A 22,535-nucleotide genomic window follows, 5' to 3' on the forward strand; every position below is an offset into this window, starting at 1 on the left:
GCATTTACTTTACGCGACTCATACACTCCATTAACCGAAGCATAACAAGTGGGGATCAAAACGAAATGCGCAACGCCAACCGCCAATCTAAGCCAAGCCGCGTCCCGTTGACTCTTGCTGTGCTGGCCTGCCTGCAGGTCGCACCGGCTCTGGCCCAGGAATCCACCCAGCAGGAAGCAAAGGCGTCAAGCAGCTCAAGCACTTCCACCCGCGCAACCGATCTTGACAAGGTCACAGTCACCGGCTCCCTGATCCGCCGTGCGGACTACGAGACCACTTCGCCGGTGTTCACCATCAACGCCGAAACCAACGCGAAGCAGGGCCAGGTCAACGTGGCCGAGTTTCTGCAGAAGTCGGCCATCGGTTCGGCCGAAACCCAGATCACCCACCAGTTCGGCGGCTTCGTCGTGGACGGCGGCACCGGCGTACAGACCGTGTCGCTTCGCGGCCTGGGCGCCAACCGCACCCTGGTGCTGCTTGATGGCCAGCGCCCCGGCCCGGCCGGTACCCGTGGCGCCGTCGGCGCCTTCGACCTGAACGTCATTCCCACCGCCATCCTGCAGCGTGCCGAGATCGTGAAGGACGGTTCGTCCTCGATCTATGGTTCCGACGCCGTGGCCGGTGTGGTCAACCTGATCACCAAGAAGAACATCGAGCGCCCGGAGCTGACCGTTACCGGCCGCGTCCCGACGGAAGGCGGCGGTGAAGTGTTCTCGGCGTCGCTGGCCAATGGCTGGAACTTCGAGAAGGGCAGCATCATCGCTGCCGTCGAGTGGTATCAGCACAACGAGCTGACCCGCGGCGACCGCGACTTCCTCAACTGCAGCAACGACCTGGTCAAGGACGCCGACGGCAACCGCATCGACCGCGAAGATCGTTCGCTCAATGCCGGTACGCCGCTGGCCAACTGCGTCAACATGCTGCACAACGTGGTCGACATCGGCAGCACCCGCTATGTGCCGTCGGGTGATGGCACCACTGTCGGCCCGCTGCCGGGCTACCGCCCGCGCAAGACCCAGAGCTACGCGCGCGGCCAGGCCTTCTTCGATGAGCCGGTGAACTTCGCGCGCTGGGGCCAGGGCCACATCATCAACAAGCAGGAGCGGAAGACCGCCTACGTGGCCACCGACTTCGGCTTCGATTCGGTCAACTGGAAGACCCAGTTCCTGTTCAACCGTCGCGAAACCGAGACGTTCTCCTGGCGCCAGTTCTTCCCGTATGCCTACATCCCGGGTACCGAGATCGTCGCCAACCCGGTGATGCTGTTCAAGTCCCAGCAGGATGTCACCGTCGATTACTTCTACGCCGCCACCAAGCTTGACGGCCTGTTCAAGGGCACCGACACCTGGGCGTGGGAAGTCAACGCGAACTTCAGCCACTCCAGTGGCAAGTACGGCAATCTGGCCATCCAGGCCTCCAAGAGCGGCGACCTGGACTACACCGACGCGCCGCCCGCGGTGAACTACTTCGACCCGGACTACCTGAGCGGCCGCAAGGTCGACGAGCTGGTCGACAAGCTCGGTGCGTGGGACTGGGGCAAGACCACTTACAAGCAGGCTACCATCAACGCCGTCGTCAGCGGCGACCTGTTCGAGATGCCGGCCGGTGCGGTCGGTTTTGCGGGCGGCCTGGAATACCGCTATTACTCGCTCAACGACCAGCCGAGCGAACTGTCCCGCACTGGCGACATCTGGGGCTCGTCCTCGGCTGATGTGACCAAGGGCAACGACAAGGTCAAGGAAGCCTTCGTCGAGTTCGACGTGCCACTGCTGAAGGGCCTGCCGGCGGTGGAATCGCTGAGCCTGAACGCCTCGGGTCGCGTGTTCAAGTACGACAACGTTGCCGATTCGGACAATGTCTGGAAGGTCGGCCTGAACTGGCAGGTCATTCCGTCGCTGCGTCTGCGCGGTTCGATCGGCACCTCCTACCGCGCGCCGGGCCTGTACGAGCTGTACCTTGGCAACGAGACTGGTTTCTTCCAGCAGGCGAACGATCCGTGCGTACGCTGGGGTGAAAGCTCCAATACCAATTACCAGGCCAACTGTGCGGCCGCAGGTATCCCGGCCGACTATGCCGGCGGCGGCAGCAGCGGCACGGTGTACCGCCAGGGCGGTGGTAATTCGCTGATTCCGGAAACTTCGCGTGCGAAGACCGCCGGTATCGTGTTCACCCCGACCTTCGCCAACCTGAGCGTGGCCATCGATTACTTCGACTACGAAGTGAGCAATGAAATCGCGCAGCTGGGCAGCACCAACGTCATGCGTGGCTGCTACGGCGGCACGGTGTACCCGAACAGCTACTGCGATCTGCTGACCCGCAATCCGGCCAGTGCTACCCAGCCGTATGCGGTGACCCAGATCCAGAACAAGTTCATCAACATCAACAAGCAGCGCACCCGTGGCTACGACCTGACCGCAAACTTCGACCACGATTTCTCGTTCGGCAAGTTCTCGGCCGAGACCCAGGTCACCTACACGATCGAAGACACCCAGGAAGTGTTCTCCAGCGCAGCTGCGAGCGGCCTGGAATCCTCGGAGCTGCTGGGTGACATCGGCCGTCCGAAGGTGGTGGGCAACCTGGCGCTGAGCCTGACCCGTGGTGACTGGTCGTACAACTGGCTGACCACCTACATCCACAAGACCGAAGACATCGATCTGAGCCCGGTGTTCACCTACCAGGGTCGTCCGAACTCCTATCGTGACATCGTGGCCGACTCGCGCATCTACCACACCGCTTCGGTCAGCTACGCGCAGGCCGATTGGGAAATCCTGGTGGGCGTCAGCAACATCTTCAACAAGACCCCGCCGTTGGTTTCCATCGGTGTCGCCGATTCCCGCTACGGCAACGTACCGGCCTTCGCCACCCAGTACGACTACTACGGCCGCACCCCGTTCGTGCGTCTGAAGTACAAGTTCTGATCCACGCCTGATCGCAGTACCCCGACAGACCCGGCTTTTGCCGGGTCTGTCTTTTCCGGGCCACGAAGTGGCCCCCTTGCGCCCGGCCATGACCTTCGACACCCTTGCAGGGCAGGCCGGCGGCGTATTGTTCGGCCCACGGCCGTCCCCGCGGCCCTTCCCTGACTCACTCGGCCTGGAGGCCATCAAAGTGACCCGTACTCCCAAGATCGTGCTGCTGACCCTGGCCGTTTCGGCCGCGCTGGTCGGCTGCGGCAAGAACGAAACCCCGGCCAAGGATGCCACCGCCTCCACGCCGGCTGCGGCCGAAGCCACCAACTACACGCTGGACGAGAGCAAGCTGCCGGCCTACAACGCCTTCCAGCCCAGCGATCTGGATGCCAGCAAGGACGCCTGTGGCGCCTTCGGCGACTACGTGAACAGCAAGTGGCTGGCCGCCAATGAAATTCCGGGCGACCGCACCAGCTGGGGCGCGTTCACCATCCTCGACGAGCGTTCGGTGGCCGTGCAGCACCAGCTGGCTGAACAGGTCGCGCAGGTCAAGAACCCGAACCATATCGAGAAGATCGTCGGCGACCTGTGGGCCACCGGCATGGACGAAGCCAAGATCAATGCCCAGGGCATCGAGCCGCTGAAGGCCGACCTGACCGCGATCGACGGCCTGCAGGACAAGGCGGCCATCGCCGACTACCTGCGCAGCAGCGCGGCCAAGGGTGACAACGTCCTGTTCGGCTTCGGCGCCGAAGCCGACTTCAAGAACTCGGCCGTCAACCTGGCCTACGCCAGCCAGGGCGGCCTGGGCCTGCCGGACAGCACCTACTACACCGATGCCAAGAACGCCGACAAGCTGAAGGCCTACCAGGCACACGTCGCCAAGGTGCTGGAGCTGTCCGGCGTCGCCGCTGCCGACGCTGCCAAGCAGGCCGAGGACGTGGTCAAGTTCGAGACCCGCCTGGCCAAGGCCTCCAAGTCGCGCGTGGAGCTGTCGCGCAACGTCGAGCTGTACTACAACCCGGTCACCCTGGCCGACGCGGACAAGCTGACCCCGAACTTCAGCTGGACCGAGTTCTTCAAGTCGCAGGGCGTAGCCGCGCCGGAGAAGTTCTCGCTGGCCATGCCGGCCTTCCATGAGGAAGTGAGCAAGGCGCTGGGCGATACCGATCCGTCGGTGTGGCGCGCCTACCTGCGCTTCCACACCGTGGACAGCGCCTCGCCGTACCTGGCCGATGCCTTCGTGCAGGAGAACTACGAGTTCTACGGCAAGACCCTCAATGGCCAGAAGGAACAGAAGCCGCGCTGGAAGCGCGTGCTGGGCACCATCGAGAACGACGCCGGTGAAGCCTTCGGCCAGCTGTACGTGAAGGTTGCCTTCTCGCCGGAAGCCAAGGCGAAGATGGAAGAGCTGGTGAAGAACCTGGCCGCTTCGCTGAAGGAACGCATCCAGGGCCTGAGCTGGATGAGCGATGAAACCAAGGCCAAGGCCATCGCCAAGTGGGAAACCTTCACCCCGAAGATCGGTTACCCGGACAAGTGGCGTGACTGGGCGGGCCTGCAGACCCAGCGCGACAGCTACCTGGGCAATGTGCGCGCAGCCAGTGAGTTCAACTACAAGTTCAACCTGTCCAAGATTGGCAAGCCGGTGGACAAGACCGAGTGGGGCATGACCCCGCAGACGGTCAACGCCTACTACAACCCGCTGCAGAACGAGATCGTATTCCCGGCCGCCATCCTGCAGCCGCCGTTCTTCGATCCGAAGGCCGACGACGCACTGAACTATGGCGGCATCGGTGCGGTGATCGGCCACGAAATGACCCACGGTTACGACGACCAGGGTGCACGCTTCGGGCCGACCGGCAACATGGAAGACTGGTGGACCGCCGCTGACAAGAAGAACTTCGAAGGCTTGACCGGCAAGCTGGTCAAGCAGTTCGACCAGTACAAGGTCGACGGCCAGGCCGTGAACGGTCACCTGACCCTGGGCGAGAACATCGCCGACCTGGGCGGCCTGGCTACCGCCTACGACGCCCTGCAAAAGGCCTCCGCCGGCAAGGAAGATGCAAAGGTCGATGGCTTCACCCGCGACCAGCGCTTCTTCTTCAACTGGGCCACCGTGTGGCGCACCAAGTACACCCCGGAAAACGCCAAGGTCCGCCTGGCCACTGACCCGCACGCGCCGGCGCAGTTCCGCGCCATGGGTGCGCCGTCGAACCTGCCGACCTTTGCCGCGGCCTTCCAGTGCAAGGCCGGTTCGCCGATGGCCCGCGCCGGCGAGCAGCAGGTGGTGATCTGGTAAGCCCTGGCTGATGCCAAGGTAGACCTGCAGAGGCCCGGGAATTCCCGGGCCTTTGTTTTTTGCCGCGCCCGTCATCCACGCATGGCGTGGATCTGCTGCGCCTGTGCAGGCCCACGCCATTGGCAGATGCCGACCTTGGTCGGCACACGGCACGGCGGAGCCACCGTGATGCGTGCATGCGGTGTCGATGCCACACACCCGGTAGCGCCGGGCCATGCCCGGCGGATGCGCCGTGATGCGTGCATGCCGCGCCCATGCACGGCTTGCTATAGTGCGCGCGCCCTCAATCCATCACGGATTCGTTCCACATGCCCAATTTCCGTCCGCTTGCCATCGCCCTGGGCATCAGCCTGGCGACTCTGGTCCCGACCCACGATGCCTTCGCCGCCAAGAAAAAGGCCGCGCGTGCCCCGGCTGTCAGTGCCCAGTGCAGCGACTTCTACGACGCCACCAATGCAGGCTGGCTGAAGGCCAACCCGGTGCCGCAGACCGGCGCCACCACCGCGCTGGGCCAGCTGGTCGACCGCAGCCGCCAGCAGCAGCGTGAACTGCTCGACGCAGCGATGAAGGCGCCGCAGGGCAACGTGCAGAAGCTGCTGGGTGACTTCTGGGCCAGTGGCCTGGACGAAGCGGCCGTGGAAGCAGACGGCTCCAACCCGATCGCCCCGCTGCTGACCCGCATCAACGCCATCAAGAAGGCCAAGGATGTGCCGGCCTCGATCGCCGCACTGCACCAGGTCGGCATCCCGGTGGCATTCAACTTCGGCCCCGACGTCGATCTGAAAGCGCTGGACCGTCACATCGGCTACTTCATGCAGGGCGGCATGGGCCTGCCGGATCCGGCGTTCTATACCCGCACCGACGCCGACACCGTGGCGCTGATGGGCCGCTACCGCAACTACGTCAAGCAGATCCTGGCGCTGACCGGCACCCCGGCGGCCAAGCTGGATGCCGAGTCGCAGGCGGTGATCGCGCTGGAAACCGAGCTGGCACGCAATGCACAGTCGCTGGCCGGCATCAACAACCCGTTCAACAACTACGCGCCGATCTCCACCAAGGAGCTCAACAGCCGCTACCGCAACCTGCAGCTGGATGCCTTCCTGAAGGCACAGGGCGTGGATGACGACCTGGTCTCGCTGGCCGACCCGGGCCTGTTCAAGCAGCTCGACGGCATGGTCACCAAGCTCAAGCCGGACCAGTGGAAGGCCTACCTGCGCTGGCGCGTGGGCGACTCGATGGCACCGTACCTGTCCAAGGCCTACCGCGATGCCGAGTTCGAATTCCGCGGCCGCGTGCTGCGTGGCGAAACCCTGCCGCCGCAGCGCTGGGAAGACGTGCTGGAGGCGATCAACGTAGCCGCTGGCCCGATGGTCGGTCGCGAATACGCCGCCCGTTACCTGTCCGCCGAAGATCGTCGCCAGGCGGCGTGGATCGTCGACAAGGTGCGCGAAGTGCAGATCGAAGCGGTCAAGAACAGCAGCTGGATGAGCACCGAAGCCAAGGCCGAAGCGCAGGCCAAGCTGGCTGCGCTGAAGATCGAGATCGGCACCCCGCTGCGCGACCTCGACTACAGCGTGCAGCCGATGGGCCGCGGTTCGTTCGGTGGCAACATGCTGATTGCTTCGACCTGGCGCCATCGCGAGGAAATGAAGCGCATCGGCAAGGGCAACGCCGACCGTCGCTGGGACGTGCTGCCGCAGCAGCCGTCGCTGGCCTACGATCTGGCCCAGAACCGCCTGATCGTCACCGCCGCGATCCTGCAGGGCCCGGTGTTCAACGCCAAGGCCGACGCTGCCGACAAGTTCGGTAGCTTCGGTGGCCTGGTCGGCCATGAGCTGACCCGCGCGATCGATGCCAAGGGCGCGCTGGTCGACGCCAAGGGCGAGCTGCGCAGCTGGTGGACCCCGGCCGACAAGACCGCCTGGACCCTGCTCGGTAACCGCGTGGCCGCGCAGTACAGCGCCTACGACTTCCCGGGCGTGAAGGGTGCCAAGGTCAACGGCACGCTCACCCAGGAAGAGAACCTGGCCGACATCGCCGGTCTGGAACTGGCCTGGGCGGCGTATGTCGCGCAGGAGCCGAAGGCCAAGCAGGCCCAGCAGCAGGGCTTCTTCCGCGCCTGGTCTGCGCTGTGGGCGCAGCAGCTGGCGCCGAACGAGGCCGTACGTCGCCTGACCGCCGACATCCGTGCACCGGGCCTGTGGCGCAGCAACGGCACGCTGGCCAACCTGCCGGCCTTCGGCGCCACCTTCAGCTGCAAGGCCGGCCAGCCGATGCAGCGCAGTGAAGCCGAGCAGATCAAGGTCTGGCGCTGATCCAGCTGCCACACGGGTAACGCAGAGGGCGCCTTCGGGCGCCCTCCTTTTTTGCAGGTGCAGCACGATCCCGGATTAACACCGCGCATGCTATCGCTGCGGCTTCGTCCAACGTGGAGCCCCGACATGGCACACAAGAACACGATCTGTGTCTGGTATGACAACGGCGCGCTCGAGGCCGCCACCTTCTACGCCAGTATCCTGCCCGACAGCGCGGTGACCGCCGTGCATCACGCCCCCGGTGACTATCCGGACGGCAAGGAAGGCAACGTACTGACCGTTGAATTCACGGTCTGCGGCATCCCCTGCGTCGGCCTCAACGGCGGCACCGCGTTCAAGCACAGCGAAGCGTTTTCCTTCCAGATCCAGACCGAGGACCAGGCCGAGACCGACCGCCTGTGGAATGCGATCGTCGGCAACGGTGGCCAGGAGAGCCAATGCGGCTGGTGCAAGGACCGCTGGGGCATCTCCTGGCAGATCAGCCCGCGCATGCTCATCGAAGCGGTGACCAGCCAGGACAAGGCACTGGCCAAGCGCGCATTCAACGCGATGATGCCGATGAAGAAGATCGACATCGCCACCATCGAAGCAGCGATCAAAAAAGGGGACGGAGGGGATTAAGTCGTTTTTTCCCCATTGCCGGTGCCCCCATGCGAATTGCGACTTAATCCCCTCCGTCCCCTTTTTCCGAGGTGCAGATGACCTGGGATGCGATCATCGTTGGTGGTGGCCACAACGGCCTGGTCTGCGCGGCCTATCTGGCGCGTGCCGGAAAGAAGGTGCTGGTGCTGGAACGTCGCGGCGTTCTTGGCGGCGCTGCGGTCACCGAGGAATTCCATCCCGGCTTCCGCAACTCGGTGGCGTCGTACACGGTGTCATTGCTGCAGCCGAAGGTGATCGACGACCTGCAGCTGCATGCGCATGGGCTGCGCATCGTCGCGCGTCCGGCCAACAACTTCCTGCCGTTGCCGGACGGCCGCTACCTGTTGTCCGCGCCAGGCCGCACCCAGGCCGAGGTGGCGAAGTTCTCCGAGCGGGATGCGCAGCGCTTGCCCGCGTACGAGGCACGCCTGGAGATTTTCGCCGACGTACTGCGCGCATGGGCCCTGCGCACGCCGCCGGACCTGGGTGCAGCAGGCGGTTGGCGTGCCCTGCCCGCCCTGTGGCAGATGGGCCGTCTCGGTCGTGAACTGGCGACGCTGGATGCCTCGCTGCGGCAGGAACTGCTGGACCTGTTCACGCTGTCGGCGGCCGAGTACCTGGATCGCTGGTTCGAGAGCGAGCCGATCAAGGCGCTGTTCGGCTTCGATGGCATCGTCGGCAACTACGCAAGCCCGTATACACCGGGCAGTGCCTACGTACTGCTGCACCACGTATTCGGCCAGTGCAATGGTGTGAAAGGTGCATGGGGCCACGCGATCGGCGGCATGGGCGCGATCAGCCAGGCGATTGCGGCCTCGGCACGTGAGGCCGGTGCGGAACTGCGCGTGGAGGCCGGTGTACAGCGCGTGCGGATTGAACAGGGCCGCGCGGTGGGTGTGGAACTGGCCAACGGCGAGATCCTGCGCGCACGCGCGGTGGTCGCCAACGTCAATCCGAAGCTGCTGTACGAACAGCTGCTGGAGCCGACGCAGGTACCCGCTGCCACACGCGAACGCATGACGAACTGGCGCTGCGGTTCCGGCACCTTCCGGATGAACGTGGCGCTGTCGCGGTTGCCGGACTTCCGTGCCCTGCCCGGCCCCGGCGATCACCTCAGCGCCGGCATCATCATGGCCCCCAGCCTGGACTACATGGACCGCGCCTGGCTGGATGCGCGCCGCGAAGGCTGGTCGCGCGAACCGATCGTAGAGATGCTGATTCCGAGCACGCTGGATGATTCACTGGCGCCGCGCGGGCAGCATGTGGCCAGCCTGTTCTGCCAGCACGTGGCGCCGGTACTGCCCGACGGGCGCCACTGGGATGATCACCGCGAGACTGTGGCGGACCTGATGATTGCCACCGTCGAACGGTATGCGCCCGGCTTTGCCGGCAGCGTGCTCGGTCGGCAGGTGCTGTCGCCGCTGGATCTGGAACGCACCTTCGGCCTGGTCGGCGGCGACATTTTCCACGGTGCGCTCAGTGCCAACCAGTTGTTCTCGGCACGGCCGATGGTCGGCCAGGCCGGCTATCGCGGTGCCCTGCCCGGCCTGTACCTGTGCGGTGCGGGCACCCATCCCGGCGGTGGCGTCACCGGTGCGCCCGGGCACAATGCCGCGCAGGTGGTGTTGCAGGATCTGTAGGGCCTCGCCATCGTGGAGGCGCGTGTACCCCGTCGCCTGCATCATCTGCTGTTGGTAGGTGCCAACCTTGGTTGGCACGAGGCAGCAAAGCGTGCCGACCAACGGTCGGCACCTACAGCATCAAATGATCCCGTTCAAAGCGCGCCAACCAAGGTTGGCACCTACCCGCGTGGGAGAAGGTGTGCCAACCAAGGTTGGCACCTACCCGCGTGAAGCGAGGCGCATCGCGCCTCACTTCACGCTGCGCAGATGGTTCGGGCGCTTCGGTGGGCCGGGCGGGCGGCGCTTGTTGAACGGCGATTGTCCGCGCCAGTAGCGGATCAGCAACCAGCCGAACAGCATGCCGCCGAGGTGTGCGAAGTGGGCCACGCCCGGCTGCCAGCCGGTCATGCCCAGCACCAGCTCGCCCACGCCGAACAGGATCACGAAGGTACGCGCCTTCATCGGGATCGGCGGGAACAGCAGCATCACCCGCTGGTTGGGGAACAGCATGCCGTAGGCCAGCAGCAGGCCAAACACGCCGCCGGAGGCGCCCAGCACCGTGGCCGGGTTTTCCAGCAGCGTACCCACCAGCAGCTGGCAGACACCGGCACCGGCCACGCACACCAGGTAATACAGCAGGAAGCGCTTCTCGCCCCAGGTCTGCTCCAGCGGCGCGCCGAACATGAAGACCGCCAGCATGTTGAAGAACAGATGGCCGAAGCTGCCGTGCAGGAAGCCGTAGGTCAGCAGCTGCCAGGGCTGGAAGTTGCCGCCCGGCGAGAATGCGTCGAAGCCCTGCTGCAACGGTTGCAGCATGAACGGCTCGAAGGTCTGCATGCCGAGCAGGAACGGCTGCTGCAGCAGGAACAGGATCGCATTGGCGATCAGCAGGGCCTTGGTGACGGTAGGCAGTCGCGGGAACATGGGAGCACCGGCATGGAACGGCCTCCATCATAGCCGCAGCACCGTGTCTTGTTGGCGACCGGCAGGCGCGGCCTGTTCAGTCGCCAGCGGTGCTCAGCCCGGACCCCACACAGCGGCATCCAGTGCTGCCGCCGGATCAGCCGCCGTCATCCGCACCCGGCCGTTCTCCACCACCACGCCCTCCGCGCGCAACCGCTGTGACTGCTCGCGCCAACCAGCCGAACCTTCCTCCATGGCAATGCGCCCATCCGAGCGCAGCACGCGATGCCAGGGCAGGTCCGGGTCGTCGTTCTGGCCCAGGATGCGCGCGGTCAGGCGCGCACGCCCGGGCAAGCCCGCGCGCATCGCCACCTGCCCATAGCCCATCACCTGCCCCGCCGGGATCGCGCGGATCACCGCCAGGATGCGCGCGCGCGCCTGCTCAGGCGTCAGCGCCGCAGGCGTGTTACCAGCAGAACGCCGATCAGCACCAGCACGGTGCCGGCGATCTGCGCCGGCCCCATCGGTTCGTCGAGCAGCCATAGGCTCATCACGATGGTGGAAACAGGGCCCAGCATACCGACCTGCGCGGCCAGCGACGAACCCACGCGCTGCACCGCCAGCATGATCGCCAGCACTGGCAGCACCGTGCACACGGTGGCATTGACCAGCGACAACCACTGCACCGGCGCCGGTGCCTGCCACAACAACGGCAGCGGATGGGTCACCGCGAAATGCAGCAGCACCAGCACGCTGGCCACGCAGCTGGCGTAAGCGGTCAGCCGCACCGCTCCGATACGCGCGACCACCTGCCCGCTGCCGAACAGGTACAGCGCATAGCTGAGCGCGCTGCCCAGCACCAGCAGGCTGCCAACGATGATCTGCCCACCCTCGCGCTGCAGGTCATGGCCGAACGCCAGCAGCACGCCCAGATAACTCAGCACCAGCGCACCGATCTGCCATCGGCCCGGCCGCTGGCGCGCCAGCAGCACGTTGATCAGCAGCACCAGGGTCGGATTCAAGTACAGGATCAGCCGTTCCAGCGTCACGCTGATGTACTGCAGGCCCTGGAAGTCGAGCAGGCTGGACAGGTAGTAGCCGGTGAAACCCAGCCACAGCACGCGGGCACGGTCGGCCCAGGACAGTGGTTCGGCCCGACGCGCGGCCCACAGCGCCATCAGTACGAACAGCGGCAGCGCCATCAGCATGCGCAGGGCAAGCAGCGTGGTGGCATCCACGCCGTGACGCAGGCCGAGCTTGACAATGATCGCCTTGCCGGAAGCAGCGATGGCGCCGATCGCGGCCAGGCCGATACCCCCCAGCGCAATGCGTGGGGAGGCGGTGGCGATACGGGAAGCGGGATTGGACATCAGGACGACGGCGGGCCGCTCGGAGCGGCCCGGGAAAGCGTGGGGGCGCCCATTGTCGCACGGAGCCGTCCGGTGCCCGCCCTGTAGAGTCGAGCCAAGCTCGACTGTCTTTCCACCGCAGTCGAGCATGGCTCGACTCTACAAAGAGCGACGGCCGAGCATGGGCTCGGCTCTGCAGCAACCGCAGGTCAGCGCATCAGCACCACTTCCTCGGCCGAGGTCGGGTGGATCGCCACGGTGTCATCGAACTGGGCCTTGGTCGCGCCCATTTTCACCGCCACCGCGAAACCCTGCAGGATCTCGTCGGCCGCTTCGCCCAGCAGGTGGATACCTACCACGCGTTCTTCCGGGCCGGCGCAGACCATCTTGAACAGGCTGCGCTGGGTACCGTTGGCCAGCGCCTGCAGCATCGGTCGGAAACGGCTGTGGTAAACGCTCACCTGGTCGAAACGCGCGCGCGCTTCTTCCTCGCTCATGCCCACCGCACCCAGCGGCGGGTGCGAGAACACCACGCTGGCCACGTTCTCGTAATCCATCTTCGACTGCGGGCGGCCACCGAACAGGCGATCCATCAGGCGCCGCGACGCCGCCACCGCCACCGGAGTCAGGCCGACCTTGCCGGCGATGTCACCCACCGCGTGCACGCTCGGCACGCTGGTGGTCTGCCATTCGTCCACCTGCACCTGCTGATGTTCGCCAATGCCGATGCCGAGCGCTTCCAGGCCCAGATCACGACTGTTGCCGCGGCGGCCGGTGGCGAAGAACACCGCGTCGAACACGCTGTCGAGCGGGCCGTCATGGCCGAACGCACGTACGCGTTCGCCATCGCGCTGCAGTTCGCGCAGGCGGTAGTCGAAATGGATGCGCACGCCCTGCTGTTTCAGGTTCTCGGACAACTGATCGGTCAGCTCGTAGTCGAAGCGCTCCAGCAGCCGCTTGCCGCGCACCAGCAGGCTCACGCGGCTGCCCAGCGCCTGCAGCAGGCCGGCCAGCTCCACCGCGATGTAACCGCCACCGATGATCGCCACCTCGGCCGGCGCCGCGCGCAGGTCGAAGAAATCATCGGAGACCATGCCCAGTTCCGCGCCGGGGATATCTGGACGCAGCGGGTGCGCGCCGGTGGCGATCAGGATGTGCTCGGCGCTGTAACGCACGCCATCACTGCAGGCAACGGTATGCGCATCGAGCAGATGGCCGCGCGCCGGAATGCGCACCACGCCGGTCTCATCCAGGCGTTTGTGGTAGCTGGTGTGGATGTTGCTGATGTAGGCCTGGCGATGGATCACCAGTTCCTTCCACGACAGCGCCGGGCGCGCCTGAACATCGAAGCCCATCGCACTGGCCAGGCCGATGCGCTCGTGCAGGTCGGCCGCCAGCCACATCGCCTTCTTCGGCACGCAGCCGACATTGACGCAGGTCCCGCCCAGCTCACCGGGCTCCAGCATGGCCACGCGCTTGCCATGCTGCGCGGCACGGATCGCACCAGCCAGGCCGGCGGAGCCGCCGCCAAGGACGATCAGGTCGTAATCATAGGGTGCAGTGCTCATCGGAATCGCTCGGGTCGGTAAGGGGCAGGATCGATCGCTGGCGTGCGGCCGCAGACGAGATCGGCGATCAGCTGGCCGGTGCCGGCGCTCATGCTGATGCCGAGCATGCCATGCCCCGCTGCAAGCCAGACGTGAGGATGCGCGGGCGCGCGGCCGATCAACGGCACGTCGTCCACGCTCATGGGGCGCCACCCGCACCATTGCTCCTGCAGCTGCGCACCGCGCGGCGCGCGCAGGTAGCGGTCGGCGGCCTGCTGCAGGGCCTGCAGGCGGGCCGTGCGCAGCTGCGGGTCGGCACCGGCGAATTCCATGGTGCCGCCCAGTCGCAACGCTTCGCGCCAGGCAATCACGAACACGGAATGGTCCTTCAGCACCACCGGGCGCTGCGGCACCTGCACCGGTCGCGACCAGGTCAGCGAATAGCCCTTGCCGGGCTGGATCGGCACGCGCAGATCCAGTTGCCGTGCCCAGCGCGGCGACCACGGCCCGGTGGCCAGCACCAGCTCGCGTGCGTGCAGCGTGCGTTCGCCGACGTGCACGCGCACACCCTGCGCGTGGGCGCTGAAATCCTGCACGACCGAGTGCTCTTCGATCACCACGCCCTGTGCACGCAGCACGCGCGCCAGTTCGGCGGTGTAGCGGTCCGGACGCAGCTGCGCATCGCCGGGGAAGTGGATCGCGCCGGCAATGCGATCATGGAAAGCTGGATTGTCGCGCGCATAGTCAGCGCCATCGATGCGCGCCGTGGCGATGCCCTGCGCGTTCAGTGCCTCACACTCAGCGGCGTGGTGATCGAAATTGCGGGCATCGCCAAACACGTAGTCCAGCCCGCGGGTATCGAACTCACAGTCCAGTGCATGCACCTGCACCCACTCGGCCAGGCGCAGCCGGGAATCATTCAGCAGCGCAGCGCGGGCGCGCGTGGCCTGCAGCCAGTCGCGGGCATTGCAGCGTGCGCCGAACTGCAGCAACCAGCGCCACAACGTTGGATCCAGCCGCATACGCACGTACAGCGGCGCGCGTGGATCAAGCATCCATCGCAGCGCGCGCAACGGTATGCCAGGAGCCGCCAGTGGCGGTGCATGGCTGGGAGTCACAGTGCCGCAGTTGCCGTGCGACGTGGCCGCGCCGATGCGCCCACGGTCGATCACCCGCACCTGCCGCCCCTGCGCGCGCAACGCGAGCGCGGCGGCCAGGCCGATGGCACCGGCGCCGACCACGATGACATCCTCGCGCGCGCCCTGCATCGATCAGCCCTGCCCAGCCCCGCGCCGCATCGGCGGCCACTGCCGGTAGGTCATCGCCCGCCACAGCCATTCCATGGGCCCGAAGCGGAAGCGGCGCAACCACGCGTGCGAAATGCCCACCTGCACAGCGAACAGCAGTAGTGCGAACAGCAGCTGCACGCTGCGCGGCATCACCTCGAACCATCCCAGTCCGTAGTGATAGAAAAGCAGCGTGCAGACCAGCGACTGCGCCAGGTAATGGGTCAGCGCCATGCGCCCCACCGGCGCCAGCCAGGCCAGCCGCGTGCGCCAGTGCACGATCCACGCCAGATAGCCCAGGCACATCGGCAGGCCGCCTATGGTCACCAGGCCCATCGCCGCCGTCACCGGAAGGTTGTAGGCGCCCGGTGCCAGGTAGGGTTTCCAGGCAACGCCGATCAACGTGACCAGCAGGCCCAGCGGCAACGCGACCCAGCGCAGCGACGCGTACAGCCGCGGGAAGCGCTCCGGCGCCGCCAGCGCGCCACTGCCGGCGAACCAGCTGCCGATCAGGAACATGCCCAGCACTTCCGGGCCGGTGATCAGCAGCGCCCCCATCGACGTACCGAACTCATTCAGGCGCTGCACATTGGCCTGCGCCCAGCTGCCCTGCCCGTACACCTGCCGCTGCAGCTCAATGCTCCGCTGCGCCTCGGCAAGCATGCCCTGCCCATCTTCGGCCGAAGCCATCGACACCATCGCGCCGACCAGCAGCATCATCGCCACACCGCCGAGGTAGACCATCAGCCCCATCCACGGCAGCCAGCTGCGTGGCGCCTCGCGGCAGGCCAGCAGCGGCAACGAGATCAGTGCATACATCACCAGAATGTCGCCGGACCAGACCAGCAGTGCATGGCACAGACCGATCAGCAGCAAGCCAGCGCTGCGGCGCAGGTAGAACGGGGTGAAGTCGCGCCCGGCGGCCTCAGCGCGCTGCGCCATCACCGCGAAGCCGGCACCGAACAGCAACGAGAACAGGGTGAAGAACTTGCCCTGCACGAACACGTAGACAAAGGCATCGGCCCAGTAGTCGATGCCCTGCCAATGCACGTCGATGCCGGTGAACGCCAGGTCCAGCGGCCCGCTGAAGGCCTCGATGTTCATCAGCAGGATGCCCAGCAGCGCAGCACCGCGCAGCACGTCAAGCACGGCGATGCGTTCGCCGGAAGCCACCGGCTGCAGGGAAGGAGAAGCGGCGTTCACAGGGCGTCCGTCGGGCAGGTCCGCCATTATGCCGCCGGCCTGCGCGCCATGGATGGCCGCGCCGTGTTCCACAAACGCAACGGCCCGCCGAAGCGGGCCGTTGCTGCCATCACGATCGCGCTGCGATCAGTGCTGGTGACCGCCGTCGCCGTGGACGTGGCCGTGGTCGATTTCTTCCTTGCCGGCTTCGCGCACATCGACGATTTCCACGTCGAAGTGCAGGTCCTTGCCGGCCATCGGATGGTTCAGGTCGACGTCGACGACGCTCATGCCGACCTTCTGCACGGTCACCGCACGCGGGCCGAAGTTGGTCTGCAGCACGACCTGCTGGCCCGGAGCCAGCCTGGTGTTGCCGAAGTGCTTCTTCGGCACGCGCTGGGACAGGCCCTCACGACGCTCGCCGTAGGCATCGGCAGCGTTGACGTCGACGCTGAAGGTCGCGCCGGCTTCCTTGTCCATCATGGCGTTTTCCAGGCCCGGGATGATGTTGCCGTGGCCGATCAGGATCGCCAGCGGCTCGCCGCGGTCCTTGGACGATTCGATCGGCTCCTGGCCGACTTCGGAAACGGTGTAGTGGAAGCGGACAACGCGGTCTTTTTCGATCTTCATGCGCAACTCTGTCTGGATCTGCCGGAGGCAGGCGGGTTGGGGCGGGTTGTCGCCCGGCGGGGACGCCGCCATCATGACGGCCAATCCTAAGGTGGCGCATTATCCGGAGATCATGCACATCACGCCAGTTTCGTCCGGCCTGCGCCGGCTCCTCGCCCCGGCCCTGCTGCTGGCCCTGCCCGTGCTGATGACCGCCTGCGGCGGCGGCAAGGCCACCCGCCCCGCGCCACCACCGCCAACCGCGAACTGGCCGAAGACCGTGCCGGACAATCCCGAGGCGGCCAACTCGGTGCTGATGCGCGCCATCAGCCTGGTCGGCACCCCCTATCGCTATGGCGGCAATACCCCCGACTCCGGCTTCGACTGCAGCGGCCTGGTGGCCTACGTCTACCGCGAGATGCTGGACCTGAAACTGCCGCGCACCTCGCGCGACCTGGCGGCGGTACAGGGCCCGAAGATCGACCCGCAGCGCCTGGCCACCGGCGACCTGGTGTTCTTCGGCAGCCGCGGCAGCGTCACCCATGTCGGCATTTATGTGGGTGAAGGGCGCTTCGTGCACGCGCCGAGCACCGGTGGCACGGTCCGGCTGGACTCGCTCAGCGGTCCGTACTGGAAGGACCACTACACCGGGGCGAAACGCGTCCTCCGCTAAGATGAACAGGCGATATGTTCAAAATTGTGACGCACATCACCATACAACTAACGATTTACTAACGGAATTTTTAACTTATTGCCGCTTTTACAGGGCATGATGCCCCATCGTTTTTTTCCTGTGACCGACGCGTGACGACTGACGACCTGAAAAGCGAAGGCCAGACTTCCGTATCTTCACGTAGTGCCCGCCCGCTGTTGCTTGGCCTGGCACTGTGTCTGACCAGCCTTCCGGCCTGGTCGCAGACTGCTCCGAACCGTTCCGATGTGACCCCGGCCCCGGTGGCCGAGAGCACCGCCCGACCGGCCGCCAAGGCCGAGGCTGCCGCTCCGCAGCGCAGCCGCGTCGATGCCGCCGCCAGCGCCACGCTGGCCGCCCTGCTGCCGCACCTGGCCGCCAATGACACCATTCCGCTGATGGACCGCTCGGCCGTGGTAGCCGGTGATCTCAGCCGCCTGCTCGCCAACTACGACACCAGCAGCGCCGCCAATGGCAGCGTTGTCGGCACCGCCGCCGACAACGGCAAGGTGCAATCGCTGCTGCGCCGCGCGATGACCCTGCTGGGCACCCCGTACCGTTGGGGTGGCAGCAACCCGGACAGCGGTTTCGACTGCAGCGGCCTGGTCGGTTACGTGTTCCGCTCGGCCCTGGGTATCGAGCTGCCGCGCGTCTCCCGCGAAATGGCGCACGATGACAACGCCGAACTGATCAACGACCGCACCGCACTGGCTGCCGGTGACCTGGTGTTCTTCGGCCGCAAGGGCCGCGTCGACCACGTCGGCATCTATGTTGGCGATGGCCGCTTCCTGCACGCACCGAGCTCCGGCAAGGACGTCCGCGTGGACACCCTGCTCAGCGGCTACTGGGGCAACAAGTTCATGCAGGCCCGCCGGGTCGATCTCTGATCTGACCGGTTGGCGCTACCGCGCCGCCTGACACGAGAAAGCCGCTGCCCTGCAGCGGCTTTTTTGTTTGCGCCCCCACTGGGTGCCGACCTTGGCCGGCACTGCGCCACCTGCCCCAGTGGGTGCCGACCGTTGGTCGGCACTGCGGCCATCCACGCATGGCGTGGATCTACCAGGGACCTACCCTGATCGGCACCGCGCCAGTCAGCTCCAAAACAAAAAGCCCGCCGGTCAGGGCGGGCTTTTCATCTCCACGCAACCTCAGGCGCGTGGCGGTGTCGGGTCGGGATCATCCACACCCACATTGCTGGACGGGTTGTCATACACCGCCTGGTCAAGCAGGCCGGTTTCCTTGGCCACGATCACCGGCACCAGCATCTGGCCCGTCACATTCGTCATCGTACGCATCATGTCCAGGATGCGGTCGATGGCATACAGGTAGCCGATGGTCTCCAGCGGCAGGTTGGCTGCGCTCAGCACCACCGTGGCCATGATCACCGCGGTACCCGGCACGCCGGCGGTACCGAAGCTGCCCAGCACCGAGGCGATCAGCACCACCACGTACTGTTCCGGGGTCAGCGGCACACCGCTGTACTGCGCGATGAACACCGCGCACAGCGCCGGGTAGATCGCGCCGCAGCCATCCATCTTGATGCTGGCACCCAGCGGCACCGCGAACGAACCGTAGTCCTTGTTCACGCCCAGGTTGTGGGTGATCGAGCGCAGCGCCACCGGCATCGCTGCGAAGCTGGACGAGCTGACGAAGGCGACCTGCATGCCCGGCGCCGCGCCACGGAAGAACTTCAGCGGGTTCAGGCCGTGCGCCAGCAGCAGTGCGCTGTAGACCACCACGATGTGCAGTGCGCAGGCCACGTACAGCGCCAGCACGAAGTGGCCCAGCGGCAGCAGCTTCTCGAAACCGTAGCTGCCGACCAGGCCGGCAATCAGGCCGAAGGTGCCGATCGGGGTGACTTCCAGCACGAAGCGCGTCACCTGGATCATGATGTCGCTCATCTGCCCGACCAGCTTGCGCGCCTCGGTCACCTTCTCGCCCAGCTTGACGATCGCAAAGCCCACCAGGCCCGCGAAGAAGATCACCGGCAGGATCGAGCCGCGACCGGCAGCCAGCACGGTTTCACCGGCCGCATTGACCTTGGTGCCGATGCCGGACAGCGCGTAGAAGACATTGGCCGGCACCACGTCCAGCAGCACCTGCACCACGCTGGGCACTTCGCGCGGCACGTAGTTGCTGGCCATCGACAGCTGCAGGCCACCGGCGCCGGGCTGCAGCACGGTGCCCACGCCCAGGCCGACGCACACCGCCAACGCGGCGGTGATCACGAACCACAGGAAGGTGCGGCCACTGAGCGCGGCGACCGACTTCTGGCCGTGCAGCGACGAGATTGCGTTGATGACCGCGAAGAACACCAGCGGCACGGCGATCATCTTGATCAGGGTGACGTACAGCTCGCCGAGCGGGCCGAACCACGTTTCCGCGGCCGGGCCGAGCGCCCAGCCGGCCAGCGCGCCGAGCACGAAGCCACCGACCACGCGCTGCCAGAATGGAATCCGCAGCCAGGCAGAGACCAGCTTCATAGGCAATCCAGAGGGGAAGGAAGGGATGCTGGCACGATAGCCCAAGGCGGCCCGCGGAACGACCGCCCGGCCGGCAAATCAGTGTGTCATCGGCGTGCCTTGCGAGGGCGGGCATAATGAACGTCCCGTTACAGTTTGTGAGATCCCAGCGTCCATGCGCCGTTCCGTCTCCCTGTTGGCCGCCTGCGCCACCACCCTGCTGCTGGGCGCCTGCGCCAGCACCACCCCCGCGTCCGCCCCGGCCGGCCTGAAGGTCGCCGTCGACCCCGTTGCCCATCCGGCCGGCGAGACCCCGCAGTGGTGGTACCGCAGCGGCGCCGCCCAGGCCGCCGCCAACGGCGCGATGTCCGGCAAGGCCAAGAACGTCATCCTGTTCCTCGGCGACGGCATGAGCCTGACCACGGTGGCCGCCTCGCGCATCTACGAAGGCCAGCAGAAGGGTGGCTCGGGCGAGGAGAACCTGCTGTCCTGGGAGCGCTTCCCGGCCACGGCGTTCAGCAAGACCTACAACACCGATTCGCAAACCCCGGATTCGGCCGGCACCATGACCGCCATCACCACCGGCGTGAAGACCCACATGGGCGCGATCGGCGTCAGCGCCGGCAGCCGCACCGACTGCGCCGACAGCCTGTCCAAGGGCCTGCTGACCTGGCTGCAGCTGGCCGACAGCGCCGGCCTGGCCACCGGCGTGGTCTCCACCGCGCGCCTGACCCATGCCACCCCGGCCGCCACCTATGCGCACTCGCCCGAGCGCAACTGGGAAAACGATACCGACCTGACTGAAGCCGCCAAGGCTGCCGGCTGCAAGGACATCGCCCAGCAGCTGCTGTCGACCTCGCGCTATGGGCGCGGCCCGCTGGTCGCCCTCGGCGGCGGTCGCGGTGAATTCACCACTGTGGAAGAGCGCGATCCGGAATACGACGACAAGGTCGGCCAGCGCCTGGACGGCCGCAGCCTGGTGCAGGAATGGCAGCAGGCGCATCCGCAGGGTGCCTACGTGTGGAACAGCAAGCAGCTGGCCGCCGCCGCGAATGCGCCGGCCATCCTTGGCCTGTTCGAGCCGGACCACATGCGCTACGAGTACGAGCGCCCGCAGGATCCGGGCGGTGAGCCGAGCCTGGCCGAACTGACTGCCGCCGCGATCAAGAATCTGGCCAAGCACCAGGAAGGCTACGTGCTGATGATCGAAGGCGCGCGCATCGACCACGCCAACCACAGCGGCAACGCCTACCGTGCGCTGACCGAGACCGTGGCCCTGTCCGACGCGGTGCGCGTGGCCAACGAACTGACCTCGGCCGACGATACCCTGATCATCGTCACCGCCGACCACTCGCACACCCTGAACTTCGTCGGCTACCCGGCGCGCGGCAACCCGATCCTGGGCAAGGTGAAGGACAAGGGCGGCGAAGACGGCGCCGGCAAGCTGGACTACGCGCTGGACGGCACCGGCCAGCCGTACACCACGCTGAGCTACGCCAATGGCCCGGGCCATACCGGCAGCAGCAACCAGCAGCCGGCCGGTCCGAAGCGTTACCCGCACAACCCGAGCAGCTTCGAACCGGCCAACGGCCGCCCGAACCTGCGCGAGGTCGACACCGAGCATCCGGACTACATGCAGGAAGCACTGGTGCCGATGAAGTCCGAGTCGCACGGCGGCGAAGACGTCGGTATCTGGGCACGCGGCCCGGGCAGCAAGGCGATCCGCGGCACGCTGGAACAGAACGCGATCTACCACATGATCGTGCAGGCCACCCCGGCCCTGCGCGAACGCCTGTGCCAGGCCGGCACCTGCGATGACAAGGGCGTGCCGGTACAGCTGCCGGCGCCGACCGCATTCGAGCGCAAGGCCGAGGCCAAGTGATCGTGAGGCAGGCCCACCCTGCCCCTGCCAGCGGCCGCTTCGCGCGGTCGCTGGTCCTGCTTGGCGTGCTGGTCAGTGCCAATGCAGCGGCACAGGCACCGGCGTGCAAGCTGCTGACCGACGAACACGGGTTGTGGCCGCTGCCCAACTGCGAAGTGGTCGATCACCGGCCGAAGATCAGTGCCGACACCTTGAAGGACCTGAATTACGACGACCATGGCCTGGCCGTGGTGTACGCCGACCAGGGCTTCCACTACGTCAACCGCAAGGGCCGCAGCCTGCCGGTACTGACCTGGGACAACGGCCCGGAAACGCCGCAGGAAGGCCTGCTGCGCGCCCGCGTCGGCAACCGCGTGGCCTACTTCGATCTGAAGTTCCGCCAGGTGGTGCCCGGCACGTTCGATTTCGGCTGGCCGTTCCAGGATGGCGTGGCCGAAGTCTGCAATGGCTGCCGGCGCGGCACGCCGGATGCCGATGGCCACACGCCGATGGAAGGCGGAGAGCGGTTCCGGATCGACCGCTCGGGCCGTCGGGTAAAGTAGGTTTTTCGGCAGGGCTGCGCCCTGCACCTGCCGAAGCCGAAGCCAAATCGAGATCAAAAGCGGCTCTGGTTTCCTGTGAGTTGGGCGGGGCGGTGTGGGTGGTCAGGACACGCCGTAAACCCGTCCATGGGGGCTCGATGGCGCCATCCATGGCGCCAACGGTCCTGCCCACCCACACCGCCCCACCCCCGACAGATTTCCGGTGACGGTTGGACCATCCACGCCATGCGTGGATCAGATCTGTCAGATATCGAATTGAATCCGGGGTCAGATCCGTTTTCCTGCGGAAAAC

Annotated in this window: 17 protein-coding genes; 9 read left to right on the forward strand and 8 right to left on the reverse strand. The window is 66.3% G+C overall.

Annotated features, from left to right (window positions below; all coding sequences use genetic code 11):
* Nucleotides 1-65: 65 nt before the first annotated feature.
* The 5 genes from ACZLIB_RS16485 (at nt 66) to ACZLIB_RS16505 (ending at nt 9,808) form a co-directional block, all read left to right on the forward strand.
* Complete coding sequence (locus ACZLIB_RS16485; protein ID WP_049423803.1) at nt 66-2,918, forward strand: TonB-dependent receptor plug domain-containing protein; 2,853 nt, start codon at nt 66-68, stop codon at nt 2,916-2,918.
* A 190-nt stretch (nt 2,919-3,108) separates the two neighbouring features.
* A complete protein-coding gene (locus ACZLIB_RS16490) occupies nt 3,109-5,211 on the forward strand; it encodes a M13 family metallopeptidase (RefSeq protein WP_049398732.1) in 2,103 nt (700 codons plus the stop codon).
* Nucleotides 5,212-5,519: 308 nt separating this feature from the next.
* Nucleotides 5,520-7,526, forward strand: coding sequence for a M13 family metallopeptidase (locus ACZLIB_RS16495; RefSeq protein ID WP_049460715.1), 2,007 nt, complete (start codon nt 5,520-5,522; stop codon nt 7,524-7,526).
* A 126-nt stretch (nt 7,527-7,652) separates the two neighbouring features.
* Nucleotides 7,653-8,147 carry a VOC family protein gene (locus ACZLIB_RS16500; protein ID WP_032128230.1) on the forward strand — a complete coding sequence of 165 codons (495 nt, stop codon included), beginning with the start codon at nt 7,653-7,655 and terminating at the stop codon, nt 8,145-8,147.
* Between the two features lie 77 nt (nt 8,148-8,224).
* Nucleotides 8,225-9,808 (forward strand): phytoene desaturase family protein, encoded by a 1,584-nt coding sequence (locus tag ACZLIB_RS16505; RefSeq protein WP_478468159.1) that lies wholly within the window; start codon nt 8,225-8,227, stop codon nt 9,806-9,808.
* Between the two features lie 231 nt (nt 9,809-10,039).
* On the opposite strand, the gene ACZLIB_RS16510 is transcribed toward ACZLIB_RS16505, so the two are convergent.
* From ACZLIB_RS16510 to ACZLIB_RS16540, 7 genes are all read right to left on the reverse strand, one after another.
* Complete coding sequence (locus ACZLIB_RS16510; RefSeq protein WP_032128229.1) at nt 10,040-10,714, reverse strand: rhomboid family intramembrane serine protease; 675 nt, start codon at nt 10,712-10,714, stop codon at nt 10,040-10,042.
* A gap of 93 nt (nt 10,715-10,807) precedes the next feature.
* On the reverse strand, nt 10,808-11,236 hold the full coding sequence (locus tag ACZLIB_RS16515; RefSeq protein ID WP_478468161.1) for an MGMT family protein: 429 nt from the start codon (nt 11,234-11,236) through the stop codon (nt 10,808-10,810).
* Complete coding sequence (locus ACZLIB_RS16520; RefSeq protein ID WP_049423794.1) at nt 11,143-12,063, reverse strand: DMT family transporter; 921 nt, start codon at nt 12,061-12,063, stop codon at nt 11,143-11,145. The genes ACZLIB_RS16515 and ACZLIB_RS16520 overlap by 94 nt, the downstream gene beginning before the upstream one ends.
* 188 nt (nt 12,064-12,251) lie before the next feature.
* A complete protein-coding gene (gene gorA / locus ACZLIB_RS16525) occupies nt 12,252-13,610 on the reverse strand; it encodes a glutathione-disulfide reductase (RefSeq protein ID WP_478468162.1) in 1,359 nt (452 codons plus the stop codon).
* A complete protein-coding gene (locus tag ACZLIB_RS16530; protein WP_478468163.1) occupies nt 13,607-14,857 on the reverse strand; it encodes an NAD(P)/FAD-dependent oxidoreductase in 1,251 nt (416 codons plus the stop codon). The genes gorA and ACZLIB_RS16530 overlap by 4 nt, the downstream gene beginning before the upstream one ends.
* 3 nt (nt 14,858-14,860) lie before the next feature.
* Nucleotides 14,861-16,105, reverse strand: coding sequence for a DUF418 domain-containing protein (locus tag ACZLIB_RS16535; RefSeq protein ID WP_478468165.1), 1,245 nt, complete (start codon nt 16,103-16,105; stop codon nt 14,861-14,863).
* Between the two features lie 99 nt (nt 16,106-16,204).
* Nucleotides 16,205-16,687: an FKBP-type peptidyl-prolyl cis-trans isomerase gene (locus ACZLIB_RS16540; RefSeq protein WP_478468166.1), complete on the reverse strand. Its 483-nt coding sequence runs from the start codon at nt 16,685-16,687 to the stop codon at nt 16,205-16,207.
* A 73-nt stretch (nt 16,688-16,760) separates the two neighbouring features.
* Here ACZLIB_RS16540 and ACZLIB_RS16545 point away from each other — a divergent pair, with 73 nt between their 5' ends.
* Nucleotides 16,761-17,339 (forward strand): C40 family peptidase, encoded by a 579-nt coding sequence (locus ACZLIB_RS16545; protein ID WP_065428014.1) that lies wholly within the window; start codon nt 16,761-16,763, stop codon nt 17,337-17,339.
* A 131-nt stretch (nt 17,340-17,470) separates the two neighbouring features.
* A complete protein-coding gene (locus ACZLIB_RS16550; RefSeq protein ID WP_005414115.1) occupies nt 17,471-18,244 on the forward strand; it encodes a C40 family peptidase in 774 nt (257 codons plus the stop codon).
* Between the two features lie 261 nt (nt 18,245-18,505).
* Here the strand turns inward: ACZLIB_RS16550 and ACZLIB_RS16555 are convergent, their stop codons facing one another.
* Nucleotides 18,506-19,840, reverse strand: a complete 1,335-nt coding sequence (locus ACZLIB_RS16555; RefSeq protein ID WP_006381938.1) for a dicarboxylate/amino acid:cation symporter — start codon at nt 19,838-19,840, stop codon at nt 18,506-18,508.
* A 154-nt stretch (nt 19,841-19,994) separates the two neighbouring features.
* Here ACZLIB_RS16555 and ACZLIB_RS16560 point away from each other — a divergent pair, with 154 nt between their 5' ends.
* Both ACZLIB_RS16560 and ACZLIB_RS16565 read left to right on the forward strand, forming a co-directional pair.
* Entirely contained in the window at nt 19,995-21,701 is a 1,707-nt protein-coding gene (locus tag ACZLIB_RS16560) for an alkaline phosphatase (protein ID WP_032128997.1), read from the forward strand.
* Nucleotides 21,698-22,243: a WG repeat-containing protein gene (locus tag ACZLIB_RS16565; protein ID WP_032128996.1), complete on the forward strand. Its 546-nt coding sequence runs from the start codon at nt 21,698-21,700 to the stop codon at nt 22,241-22,243. The genes ACZLIB_RS16560 and ACZLIB_RS16565 overlap by 4 nt, the downstream gene beginning before the upstream one ends.
* The last annotated feature ends 292 nt before the right edge of the window (nt 22,244-22,535 follow it).

It is taken from the genome of Stenotrophomonas sp. 220_Sma, assembly GCF_056487375.1.

Coding starts and splice junctions, on each gene's coding strand:
- ACZLIB_RS16485 (WP_049423803.1), top strand. CDS start 66: ATGCGCAACGCCAACCGCCAATCTAAGCCAAGCCGCGTCCCGTTGACT.
- ACZLIB_RS16495 (WP_049460715.1), top strand. CDS start 5,520: ATGCCCAATTTCCGTCCGCTTGCCATCGCCCTGGGCATCAGCCTGGCG.
- ACZLIB_RS16500 (WP_032128230.1), top strand. CDS start 7,653: ATGGCACACAAGAACACGATCTGTGTCTGGTATGACAACGGCGCGCTC.
- ACZLIB_RS16505 (WP_478468159.1), top strand. CDS start 8,225: ATGACCTGGGATGCGATCATCGTTGGTGGTGGCCACAACGGCCTGGTC.
- ACZLIB_RS16510 (WP_032128229.1), bottom strand. CDS start 10,714: ATGTTCCCGCGACTGCCTACCGTCACCAAGGCCCTGCTGATCGCCAAT.
- ACZLIB_RS16515 (WP_478468161.1), bottom strand. CDS start 11,236: ATGGCTGCTCGACGAACCGATGGGGCCGGCGCAGATCGCCGGCACCGT.
- ACZLIB_RS16520 (WP_049423794.1), bottom strand. CDS start 12,063: ATGTCCAATCCCGCTTCCCGTATCGCCACCGCCTCCCCACGCATTGCG.
- gorA (WP_478468162.1), bottom strand. CDS start 13,610: ATGAGCACTGCACCCTATGATTACGACCTGATCGTCCTTGGCGGCGGC.
- ACZLIB_RS16530 (WP_478468163.1), bottom strand. CDS start 14,857: ATGCAGGGCGCGCGCGAGGATGTCATCGTGGTCGGCGCCGGTGCCATC.
- ACZLIB_RS16535 (WP_478468165.1), bottom strand. CDS start 16,105: ATGGCGGACCTGCCCGACGGACGCCCTGTGAACGCCGCTTCTCCTTCC.
- ACZLIB_RS16540 (WP_478468166.1), bottom strand. CDS start 16,687: ATGAAGATCGAAAAAGACCGCGTTGTCCGCTTCCACTACACCGTTTCC.
- ACZLIB_RS16545 (WP_065428014.1), top strand. CDS start 16,761: ATGACGGCCAATCCTAAGGTGGCGCATTATCCGGAGATCATGCACATC.
- ACZLIB_RS16555 (WP_006381938.1), bottom strand. CDS start 19,840: ATGAAGCTGGTCTCTGCCTGGCTGCGGATTCCATTCTGGCAGCGCGTG.
- ACZLIB_RS16560 (WP_032128997.1), top strand. CDS start 19,995: ATGCGCCGTTCCGTCTCCCTGTTGGCCGCCTGCGCCACCACCCTGCTG.